The organism is Bacteroides sp. DH3716P (assembly GCF_025914115.1).
GTDB lineage: Bacteria > Bacteroidota > Bacteroidia > Bacteroidales > Bacteroidaceae > Bacteroides > Bacteroides ovatus.
The window spans coordinates 1,585,855-1,598,348 of sequence record NZ_CP083673.1; the positions used below are offsets into that span (position 1 = coordinate 1,585,855).

Consider the following 12,494-nt stretch of genomic DNA (forward strand, 5'->3'; position numbering starts at 1 on the left):
GCTAACTCGTTACCACTGTTTCTCAAATACTCAGTTAAATGTTTATTCTTCAAACGGTTATATTAAACCGTTGAAAATCTAAAATAAAAGATAATCATATTATTATCACCCGGCCTGTCGTTCAGAAATCGGATAAGAAACGGCGTATCAATGGTGTCATCAGCGATGTCAATGATGAATTGTTAATTGGAGTATCGGTATCAATTCCCGGTACTAATATTGGCACGGTGAGTAATATGGAAGGGAAATTTGAACTGGAAATACCGGAGGACGCTAAGAAATTGCAAGTGTCTTATATCGGTTTTGACACGCAGGAAATTTCATTGTCGCCTGGCAAGACGACATTCAACATTGTAATGGGAGAGAATGTGAAAATGCTTTCAGAAGTAGTAGTGGTTGGTTATGGCACACAAAAGAAGGTGAACCTGACCGGTTCGGTTGCTACGGTAAATTTGGAAAAGGAATCACTTTCCCGTCCTTTGGTCAGTGCTTCGCAGGCGTTGAGCGGTATGACAGCCGGTTTGCAGGTGATGCAAAGCTCCGGGACTCCATATAATGAAGGCTTTTCTTTCAATATTCGGGGAGTAGGTACCCTGAACAGTTCTTCACCACTCGTGTTGGTGGATGGGATGGAACAAAGTCTGAATAATGTAGATCCCAACGATATTGCTTCTATTTCCATCCTGAAAGATGCGGCCTCGTGTGCTATTTATGGTAACCGAGGGGCAAATGGGGTTATTCTGGTTACTACCAAAACCGGACAAACAGGAAAGGTCAGCGTATCTTACAATGCTACTTTTTCACTGAATCAACCTACCAAACTGATAAAAACGGTATCTAACTACGCCAAGTATATGGAATTGATGAACGAAGCTGCTACTAATATAGGAGAATCTGCTCCTTTCAGCGACATTACCATCAATCAATGGCGTGAAGCTGAAAAAGATCCGAATGGCATTTCTGCCTCCGGCTATCCTAATTATGTAGCTTATCCCAATACGGATTGGTACGATGAGATATATAGTAATGACTGGATGATGAAACATTCGCTTTCCGTCACTGGGCAGGAGGGACGTACCGGATATAATCTTTCTATATCTTATACTGACAATCCGGGATTAATCAAGGATACCGGATACCAACGCTATTTTTTGCGTGCCAATGTTTATTCGGATATTACTAAGTGGTTACGTATTGGTACTCGCGTATGGGGGTATCACACTGACCAGAAGAAAAGCGATACCGGTTCACTCACCAATATCAATACCCAAAAAATGATACCGGGCGTATATCCATATTATGACGGAAAATATGGTGCGCCGGAAGCGAACGAGGAAGATCCGCAATCTCACAATCCTCTGTGGGACATGGCACAATCGGAAGGGCATATCAAAAACACGCAGTTCTTTACTACTTTCTATGCCAACGTGAAGTTTCTGAAACACTTCTCATACGATGTTAATCTGAACTATAAAGATTACCGTTATGAATCGATGTCCGTAAATACGGATTATGGGAAATATAGTTTTAGTACAGATCAGTGGATAGCTGCCCCCAAAGATCCTGCCGATTTGTATACCCGTATGGCGTATGTCCGTGAAAACCATTGGAAATTAACGCACTTGCTCAACTATAACCAGACTTTTTATAAGCATGATATTGGTATGTTATTGGGCTTTGAAGAAGAACGTTTTGTCAAACGGACTACCGACACTGCCAAACTTGGATTAATAGATTCGTCTGTGGGTGATTCAAGTTCTGCTACTACTCCTTCTTCCATAGGTGGTACAGGTGAGGAATTTACATCCCGTTCTTACTTCGGTCGTATTAACTATGCTTTCGACAGCCGTTATTTATTCGAGGTTAATATGCGTTATGACGGTTCCTCCCGTTTTGCTCCGGATAATCGCTGGGGGCTTTTTCCATCTTTCTCTGCCGGGTGGAGAATCTGTGAAGAGAGATTTATGAAAGGACTTCCTATCGACAATCTGAAATTACGTGCTTCGTGGGGTAAGTTAGGGAACAATGCGATTGGTAACTATGAATGGCAGGCTGTGTACAACTCGGCAAAGTACGCGTTTGGAGGTAGCCTTAATAATGGTTTGGCAATTACTTCTATTTCTAATAACCTGTTGGAATGGGAAAGTACTGCTATTACGAATATTGGTATCGACTTTGCAACTTTAAGAAACCGTCTGACATTCGAGGCTGAATTTTATAATAAAGTAACGGATGGAATCTTATATCGCCCTGATATGTATATGTCTCTCGGGACAGCCAGTGGCCCTCGTCAGAACATTGCGGAAGTGACTAACCGCGGTATTGAAATGACCCTGAATTGGCAAGACCGTATCGGTAAAGTAGAATATCGTGTATCTGGTAACTTTGCCTATAACCAGAACAAGGTCAGTAAATACAAAGGAGAGCTGCAGCGTGGCTGGGTGACAGATGAAAACGGGAACCGTGTTTATCAAACCAATATCGGCGATGTCTCTACCGGAGGATCTACCCGTGTAATAGAGGGTAAAATGATTAATGAATACTATATGTTGCAACCATATAAGGGCAGTGGAAACGGTTTTAACGCAGATGGAACAGTCAATATCAACGGTGGTCCGAGAGACGGAATGATCCGTACGGTAGACGACATGAAATGGCTGAATGCTATGGTAGGGGCAGGGTATAAGTTCTATCCGCGTCAGAACGTCAGTAAGAGTGGCATTTGGTATGGTGATTACATCTATGCTGACTTAAATGGCGACGGTGTATATGGTAATGACGCTGATAATGAGTTTCAGGGATGCTCCAATGTGCCCAAGTATAACTTCGGTCTGCAGGCAAGCGCTAATTGGAAAGGCTTCGATTTCTCCATGAACTGGTCCGGTGCGGCAGGTTTCAAGATTTACTACTATCGTTTGGCATTGAACAGCAGTGCTACCATCAAAGGATATGCTATTGGGGAAGCAATAGCAAACGATCACTATTTCTTTGATCCCAAAAATCCCAATGATCCGCGCACGAACTTGAGTTCAAAGAATCCTCGTTTGACAAATAACTCCGGTAACGACCAAAGTGGTATGACACAGTCATCAGTACATTTGCAAAAAGGGGATTATATTAAACTGAAGAACCTGACTATCGGATATACATTGCCTGCTGTCCTGTCGAAAAAAGTATATGCACAGAATATCCGTTTCTTTGCTTCCGGTGAAAATTTATTTACCATTACCGGGTATGAAGGAATGGATCCGGAAATGCGTACCGCAGTGGGATATTCTACTATGAGACAATATGCATTCGGTGTAAATATCACTTTCTAAACTTACTCTAAAACGATTTTATGATGAAAAACAAAATAAAAATATTTCGGAAATTAGTAAGATGTGCATCTATTGCCTTGCTGTCTTTCTCTATGGCTGGATGCGGTGCGGACTTTTTAGATACTACTCCTACCAATAACATAAGCGGTAGTAGTATCTGGACGAAAGCAACTTTGGCCGAACAGGCTGTTATCGGCGTATATAATGTCTTTCTGGATCAATATTGTCCTAACTCCGGCATTTTGGATTCGCACCGGATTCCATGGGATGCTTATTCTTCTGTGATGGATACAGACAAGAACTGGATTAAGCGAATGCCTAATTGTACAGGAGCAGCTACTCCCTCAAGTGGCCTGTTCAGTGATATTTATAAACGTTTTTATACTTTTATCTATCGTGCTAATGATGTGATAGATAATATTGGTCAGGTTCCTGATATGTCGACCGGAGAGAAGCAACGGGCTATCGCCGAATGTAAATTCTTGCGTGCATTTGCTTATATGCGCTTGAATATCTTGTATAAAGGAGTGCCGTTATATATGAATGCAATCACGAGTCCTGAAAACGGTAACAAAGCCCGTTCTTCAGAAGCGGATGTTTGGGCGGCTGTACTCCAGGATCTGACAGATTGTGTGAATGAACCCAATCTACCGGGTAAATATAATTCGGGTGACTCTAACTATGGACGGGTAACCAAAGGAGCTGCTTATGCATTACGCGGACAAGTATATATGTGGCAGAAGAATTGGGAGGCGGCGGTTGATGATTTTAATTCTGTGGCTGACTGTGGCTTCGGGTTATATACTAAGGCCGGTGCTACCAGTTATAAGCAGTTGTTGAAAATAGCAAATGAACAATGTGAAGAAATGATATTCTCTGTGCAATGCATCAAGCAATACGGCTACTCCAATACAAGGAACATCACTTACGGCAACCGTTGTACAGCAGGTTCTATGTGGAATAACTATTTGCCTAATCCGCATTTTGTAGAATCTTTTGAGACGGCGACCGGAGAAAAGTTTAATTGGGATAACTACTTGCCGGGCTATAGTGCGATGAAAGAAAAAGAACGTGTGGTGTTTTTTCTACGCGATGGACTGTCTGCGGCGGAAAAGGAACGTATGGCTGCCTATGGGGCAGATATGAACAAATATCTGGATAGTGGCAATGAAGCACGTATCAAAAAAGCTTACGAGAGCCGTGATCCACGTCTGCAAATGGCTGTCATTACCCCTTACGCACAATACAATGGCGCTTCTTCTGGAATAGCTCATACTTATACATTGCGTTGGCCTTATCGTGGCTCCGACAGTGCAGAGCCTTTTGATATCCGTACTGATACAAACGATAAGTTTTACTATCTATGGAGAAAGTTTGTTCCTGAAGGTCTGGAACAGACAGAACGTGATACTTATGGATTGGATATTCCATTAATACGCTATGCGGAAGTATTGCTCCTGAAAGCAGAAGCGCTAAATGAATGGGGAAGTACCCATGAAAGCGAAGCAATCAGATGTGTTAATGAAGTAAGACGTCGTGCAGGGCATGTCGAATTGAATAATGCAACTTATCCTGCTACGAAAGTTAACGGGCAGAGTGATTTGCGTGAACGTATCCGGAATGAGTATTACTGGGAAATCGGTGGCGAAGATTCCATGTATTTCCATGAATTGCGTTGGGGAACGTGGAAAGATAAGAAGTTTGATAATAATCGTAACGGTCTGATGCAGATGTGGGGTGAAACGACTTATACCTGGTACTGGTTGGGAGATCAGTGCTGGAGCTGGCCTATTCCTGCTAAAGAAATGGAAATGAACTCGAATTTGGAACAGAATGAAGGTTGGATAAATTAATCTTAGTTTTAACTAATAAAGTATATATGAAAAAAATATCTTTTTTAATTGCGACAGCATTGTGTATCATGGCATGTTCCGGTGGCTCTGACGAACAACCGGATGGGCCGGGTAACGGTAATGGAAATGGGGGTGGGGGGAGTACCCCTAATCCTGTTTCATTCTCCAATCCTATAGTCGGCAAACAGTTGCCTGATCCGACTATAATCCATGCGGCAGACGGGAACTTTTATTTGTATGTTACCCAACAGGATAATATCTATATTCCGATTTACAAATCTACTAATATGACACAGTGGACTTATGCTGGGGCAGCCTTTCTGCAAAAACCGAACTGGCAGCCGGACACTCGCTTATGGGCTCCGGACATTAACTATATCAATGGTAAATATGTGCTCTATTATACTCTCGGGCACTGGGACTTGCCTAAGAATAGTTGTATCGGGGTGGCGGTCAGCGACTCTCCTGTAGGACCTTTTACGGATCACGGAAAACTTCTTGACTACAATTCTGGTACTATGCAGTGCATCGACCCTTGTTATTTTGAAGATAATGGTAAGAAGTATCTTTTCTGGGGAAGTTATAATAGTACTTCTAAAGGCTATGAAGGAGGTATCCGTTATGTAGAGTTAAGTGCTGACGGTCTATCCATTAAAGGTGCTGTTTCCGAAAAGATAGCGGGTCCTTCAATAGAAGGCATCATGGTTCATAAACGCGGGAATTATTATTATCTATTTGGCTCTACGGGTAGTTGTTGTGAAGAGGAAAGAAGTACGTACCGTGTAGTGGTGGGGCGTTCTAAAAATATCGAAGGTCCTTATGTGGGTAAAAACGGTACTGTGATGAAAGAAAATAGTAGTTATAATGAAGTAATTCTACAGGGTAATAACCTGTTTGCCGGAACCGGACACAATTCCGAAATTATCACGGATGACGAGGGTAATGACTGGTTCTTCTATCATGCCTGGCAGAAAGCGAAAATAGATAATGGTCGTCAATTGATGTGTGACCGCATACAATGGAGCAGTGATGGCTGGCCTTATATTACTAATGGCACACCGGCATCCGTATCTCGTGCACCTGTATTTAAAAACGAAGAAGAAAAAGAGTAATCTATGAAACTATTCAACTATTTATTGGCCGGGATATTGTGTGCTTCTGTCACTTGTCTCCCGGCGCAGCATCGGGCTGATCCCCAGAAATTGGTCAATCCGGAATCCTTTTCTATGATTTTGCTCGGTGATCCACAGGGATATACCAAGTATGATATTAACCAGCCGCTTTTTGATCTTTGTACCGCATGGATTGCGGACAATATAGAGTCGCTTAAAATTAAAGCTGTCCTTTGTACAGGCGATTTGGTGGAGCAGAATGATAATAATGTATTAAACCGTAAGATGCTGAACCAGACCAGTCGTGAAATGTGGGAGGCAGCATCGCAGGCTTTGAAAAGACTGGATAACAAAGTACCTTATATTATTGCCGCAGGCAATCATGATTATGGATACAAAGCCGCAGAAAACGGTCGTACTTATTTTCCTGATTATATTCCTTTTGAACGAAATTCTACCTGGCGGAATATCTGTGTCAGTGAATTTCCTAATCGTGAAGACAGGGCGTCTTTAGAGAATTCGGCTTTTGAGTTTGATGAGCCGGGATGGGGAAAGATTTTGGTTATAGCAGTAGAGTTTGTGCCTCGTGATGAAGTGCTGCAATGGGCGAAAAATTTGGTAAACAAGCCGGAATACAAGAATCATAAGGTGATTTTTATCACTCATTCTTATCTTGATATAGGTAATAAGCGCGTTACGAAAGATGGGTATAAGATTTCTCCACAAAACTCGGGGCAGGCTATTTGGGAGAAACTTATTTATCCTTCTTCCAATATCCGTCTCGTACTTTGCGGACATGTGGGAAGAGGCACCGGTGAATATGAGAATAATGTGGCTTATCGGGTGGATAAGAACAGTGCCGGGAAAGATGTATCACAAATGACGTTTAATGTACAATATGTAGGAGGCGGTCCGGAAGGGAACGGAGGGGATGGTTGGCTTCGCATTCTGGAATTTATGTCGGATGGTAAAACGATCAAAGTACGTACTTATTCTCCCTTGTTTGGGATTTCAAAATTGACCAGGCATCTGGCACATCGTACGGCACCTTACGATCAGTTTGATATTATATTGGAATAACTTGACCTAGTAAAAATACTCTTAATAGAAATAATGTAGATGAGAAAAATTGTATGTTCTTTAGTGATACTTATTAATAGTGTTTATCTATTTGCACAGTGGAAACCGGTTGGCGGTCGAATTATGACGGAATGGGCGGCGAAAATAGATGTTGAAAACGTGTTGCCCGAATATCCCCGCCCAATTATGGAACGTGCTGACTGGATAAATCTGAACGGATTGTGGAATTATGCTATTTCTCCGGTAGGTCAAGCTATGCCACAAAGTTATGATGGTCGGATTTTAGTTCCTTTTGCTGTAGAATCAAGCTTGTCCGGAGTGGGGAAAAGTCTTGGGGAGAAGAATGAACTTTGGTATCAGCGTCAATTCTCGGTTCCCTCCAAATGGAAAGGACATAGGATCTTATTGCATTTTGGGGCTGTTGACTGGAAAGCGGATGTTTGGGTAAATAAGGTAAAGGTGGGACAACATACAGGAGGATTTACTCCTTTTTCTTTTGATATCACGCCTGCCTTGCTGAATGGGGAAAATGAATTGATCGTGAAAGTGTGGGACCCGACTGATAAAGGTCCTCAGCCTAGAGGAAAACAGGTTAGTAAGCCGGGAGGTATCTGGTATACTCCTGTCAGTGGTATTTGGCAAACAGTTTGGCTAGAACCCGTGCCAATCCGGTCGATTGTCAATATCAAAACGACTCCTGATATTGACAGGAATAAGTTGACAGTAGAGGTTATGACAGATCATCAGATGCTTTCAGATAAATTGGAGGTGAAGGTATTAGAAGGAAAGCAGTTGGTGGCTGTAGGAAGTTCCGTAAATGGTATTCCGGTTGAAATTGCTATGCCGTCTGATGTAAAGTGGTGGTCACCGGATTCTCCGTTTTTATATGATATGGAAATTTGTCTGTATTCAGAAAATAAGTTGATCGATAAGGTTAAGAGCTATACTGCCATGCGTAAATATTCAACGAAACGCGATAAAAATGGAATTGTACGTCTACAATTGAATAATAAGGACTTGTTTCAATTTGGTCTTTTAGATCAGGGCTGGTGGCCGGATGGCTTGTATACGGCACCTTCGGATGAGGCTTTAGTATATGATATTCAAAAGACAAAAGATTTTGGATATAATATGATTCGCAAACATATAAAAGTAGAGCCTGCCCGTTGGTATACGTATTGTGATCGTTTAGGGGTTATTGTGTGGCAGGACATGCCGAGTGGCGATAAGAATCCCGAGTGGCAGAATCGGAAGTATTTTGAGGGAACAGAATTTAAACGGTCTGCTGAATCAGAGGCTATTTATCGTAAAGAATGGAAAGAAATTATCGACTGCCTTTACTCTTATCCTTGTATTGGCACATGGGTACCTTTCAATGAGGCTTGGGGGCAGTTTAAAACCCCTGAAATAGCAGAATGGACAAAGCAATATGATCCTTCCCGTTTAGTGAATCCTGCCAGTGGAGGTAATCATTATACCTGTGGTGATATGCTCGATTTGCATAATTATCCCGGTCCGGAGATGTATTTATATGACGCACAGCGTGCAACTGTACTCGGAGAGTATGGAGGAATTGGTTTAGTGCTGAAGGAGCATCTTTGGGAGCCGAATCGTAATTGGGGGTATGTTCAGTTTAGTACTTCCAAAGAAGCTACTGATGAGTATCTGAAGTATGCTAATATGCTGAAGGATATGATTGCACGTGGATTCTCGGCTGCTGTTTATACACAGACTACAGATGTTGAGATCGAAGTGAACGGATTGATGACATACGACCGCAAAGTAATAAAACTGGATGAACAGAAATTGAAGAGGGCAAATACGGAAATTTGTGAAAGTTTAAAGTAAGAAGCCGGATTAGCTATTTGGCTGAACAAAAAACTCATCTGTAGCCATTCGAATTATAGATATAGTTTGCAATATTATATAATTGAGAAAACAGAATTCAGATACTTTCTTTGTATCTGGACTCTGTTTTTTTTGAATATATAATTCTATCCATTCCTTCATTTTTCAGTGAAATGTACCAAAATTGTCCTTCATTTGGATTATTTAGGTCGGTCAATTCTATTTAAATGCACTACTTTTGCCATCAGGAAAATTAATCACTTAACAAATAATCCCTGTATTATGAAAACAATTCTTAGCGCATTAGGACTTTCCCTATTGATCTTTACGAGTTGCGGTGGACAAAAAAAGGTTGAAGTAGACTTTATTCAGGACAACATCGACAACGCTGTGGCACAGAACACAATCCAGACGGACATTATTGAGAAGTCCGGTAAAATCTTGAATCCGAGAACAATCAACGAAGATGGGAGTATCTCTTACATACCGATGGAAGACTGGTGCTCCGGTTTCTTTCCCGGTAGTATATGGTTGACTTATAATCTGACGGGTGATAAGAAATGGTTGCCGCTGGCTGAGAAATATACAGAAGCTCTTGATTCTGTGAAATATCTGAAATGGCATCATGATGTAGGTTTCATGATCGGTTGCAGTTATTTGAACGGCTATCGCATGGCAGATAAGAAAGAGTACAAAGACGTCATTATAGAAGCTGCCAAATCATTGTCCACTCGTTTTCGTCCGAATGCAGGCGTTATCCAGTCATGGGATGCCGATAAAGGTTGGCAGGGAACACGGGGATGGAAATGTCCGGTGATTATTGATAATATGATGAATCTCGAACTCTTATTTGAAGCAACAGCTCTTTCCGGAGATTCTACTTTCTACAATATTGCAGTGAAACATGCTGATACAACAATGGCTCACCACTTCCGTCCGGACAACAGCTGCTACCATGTGGTAGATTACGATCCGGAGACAGGAGAAGTGCGTAAGAGACAAACTGCACAAGGATATGCCGACGAATCGGCTTGGGCTCGCGGACAAGCATGGGCTCTGTATGGATATACTACCTGCTATCGCTATACCAAAGATAAGAAATATCTCGACCAGGCACAAAAAGTCTATAACTTCATCTTTAATAATAAGAACCTGCCGGAAGACCTCGTACCATACTGGGATTATGATGCTCCGAATATTCCGAACGAACCGCGTGATGCTTCTGCAGCAGCTTGTACAGCCTCTGCCCTTTACGAACTGGATGGCTATCTGCCGGGCAACCACTACAAGGAAACGGCTGATAAGATAATGGAAAGTTTGGGCTCACCTGCTTATCGCGCAGAAGTTGGAACAAATGGAAACTTTATCCTGATGCATTCGGTTGGCAGTATTCCTCACGGTCAGGAAATTGACGTTCCTCTGAACTATGCTGACTATTACTTCCTGGAAGGACTGATGCGTAAAAGAGATTTGGAAAAGAAATAAGAAATAGACAATGAACGGTAAACAGTGAACGGTGAATGCTTAGCGGATTCTGACGGAACATGTTTACCGTTTATCATTCGCTACTTATTATCTATAACTTTCTATTGACCGTTTGTCATTTACCTGTTTTAATTATTTATCATAAACTATCATGAATAAACCTATAAACCTTCTTGTAGGAGGCTTGACGCTCTTTGCCGCACAAGGTTGCAAGGCTCCGAAACAAGCGTCCCAACAAGCGGAGCATCCTAATATAATCTATGTATTTCCCGATCAATACCGTAACCAGGCGATGGGCTTCTGGAGGCAGGACGGATTCCGGGATAAAGTAAACTTTGAAGGAGACCCCGTGCATACTCCTAATCTGGATGCCTTTGCACGTGAATCTATGGTCTTGTCGTCTGCACAGAGTAACTGCCCGTTGAGCAGCCCTCATCGTGGAATGTTACTGACCGGTATGTACCCGAACAAAAGTGGTGTACCATTGAATTGCAACTCTACACGTCCGATCAGCTCCTTGCGCGAGGATGCGGAATGTATCGGCGATGTGTTCAGCAAAGCAGGTTATGACTGTGCTTATTTTGGTAAACTTCACGCTGACTTCCCGACTCCGAACGATCCCGAACATCCGGGACAGTATGTGGAAGAAAAACGTCCGGCATGGGATGCCTATACACCGAAAGAACGCCGGCACGGCTTTAACTACTGGTATTCTTACGGAACATTTGACGAACACAAGAACCCGCATTATTGGGATACGGATGGTAAGAGACACGATCCGAAGGAATGGTCACCTTTACACGAATCAGGCAAAGTCATTTCTTATCTGAAAAATGACGGTAACGTACGTGATACCAAGAAACCTTTCTTCATAATGGTGGGCATGAATCCTCCTCACAGCCCGTATCGCTCCTTGAATGACTGTGAAGAGCAGGATTTTAATCTTTATAAAGATCAGCCTCTGGATAGTCTGTTGATTCGTCCGAATGTCGATTTGAAGATGAAGAAAGCGGAGTCTGCACGTTATTATTTCGCTTCCGTTACCGGAGTAGACCGTGCTTTCGGACAGATTTTGACGACATTGAAAGAATTGGGATTGGATAAGAATACAGTCGTAATCTTTGCTTCCGATCATGGTGAGACGATGTGTAGCCAGCGCACTGATGATCCGAAGAATTCCCCTTATTCTGAATCCATGAATATTCCGTTCCTGGTTCGTTTTCCCGGTAAGATTCAGCCGAGGGTAGATGATTTATTGCTCTCCGCTCCTGATATTATGCCTACGGTGCTTGGCTTGTGCGGACTGGATGATTCTATTCCGGCGGAAGTGCAGGGACGTAATTTCGCTCCTCTTTTCTTCGATGAAAAGGCTGAAATTGTTCGTCCTACAGGTGCACTGTATATTCAGAATGTAGATGGTGATAAAGATGAAAATGGATTGGTGCAGACTTACTTCCCTTCTTCAAGAGGTATCAAGACGGCTCAATATACATTGGCGTTATATATCGACCGTGATACGAAGCAATTGAAGAAAAGCCTCTTATTCGATGATGTAAAAGATCCATATCAACTGCATAACCTGCCTTTGGAAGAAAATAAGGAGATTGTGGCACAACTTTGCGGTGAAATGGGAGCTATGTTGAAGGAAATTAATGATCCTTGGTATACGGAAAAGATTCTGTCGGATCGGATTCCTTATTAGCGATTAGTAATTTATAAAACGCTGATTAACTCAAATAAGTGCCAATTTTAGGAGTAAATCTCTGCGACAATAATAGGTGTTAATCCGCATCCGC

Annotated in this window: 6 protein-coding genes and 1 pseudogene; all 7 read left to right on the plus strand. The window is 42.2% G+C overall.

Annotated elements, in window-relative coordinates; genetic code table 11:
- Positions 1–80: 80 nt before the first annotated feature.
- A pseudogene (locus tag KQP79_RS05520) lies at positions 81–3,320 on the plus strand (SusC/RagA family TonB-linked outer membrane protein); the annotation flags it as partial.
- Positions 3,321–3,340: 20 nt separating this feature from the next.
- On the plus strand, positions 3,341–5,173 hold the full coding sequence (locus tag KQP79_RS05525; protein WP_372585140.1) for a RagB/SusD family nutrient uptake outer membrane protein: 1,833 nt from the start codon (positions 3,341–3,343) through the stop codon (positions 5,171–5,173).
- A 26-nt stretch (positions 5,174–5,199) separates the two neighbouring features.
- A complete protein-coding gene (locus tag KQP79_RS05530; RefSeq protein WP_087317672.1) occupies positions 5,200–6,285 on the plus strand; it encodes a family 43 glycosylhydrolase in 1,086 nt (361 codons plus the stop codon).
- A gap of 3 nt (positions 6,286–6,288) precedes the next feature.
- A complete protein-coding gene (locus tag KQP79_RS05535; protein ID WP_087317605.1) occupies positions 6,289–7,365 on the plus strand; it encodes a metallophosphoesterase in 1,077 nt (358 codons plus the stop codon).
- 39 nt (positions 7,366–7,404) lie between these two features.
- Positions 7,405–9,213, plus strand: a complete 1,809-nt coding sequence (locus tag KQP79_RS05540; RefSeq protein ID WP_004307464.1) for a glycoside hydrolase family 2 protein — start codon at positions 7,405–7,407, stop codon at positions 9,211–9,213.
- 282 nt (positions 9,214–9,495) lie between these two features.
- Complete coding sequence (locus KQP79_RS05545; protein ID WP_004298320.1) at positions 9,496–10,698, plus strand: glycoside hydrolase family 88 protein; 1,203 nt, start codon at positions 9,496–9,498, stop codon at positions 10,696–10,698.
- 151 nt (positions 10,699–10,849) lie between these two features.
- The gene (locus KQP79_RS05550) at positions 10,850–12,400 is read left to right on the plus strand and encodes a sulfatase (RefSeq protein WP_087317607.1); all 1,551 of its coding nucleotides are present in this window, start codon (positions 10,850–10,852) and stop codon (positions 12,398–12,400) included.
- The last annotated feature ends 94 nt before the right edge of the window (positions 12,401–12,494 follow it).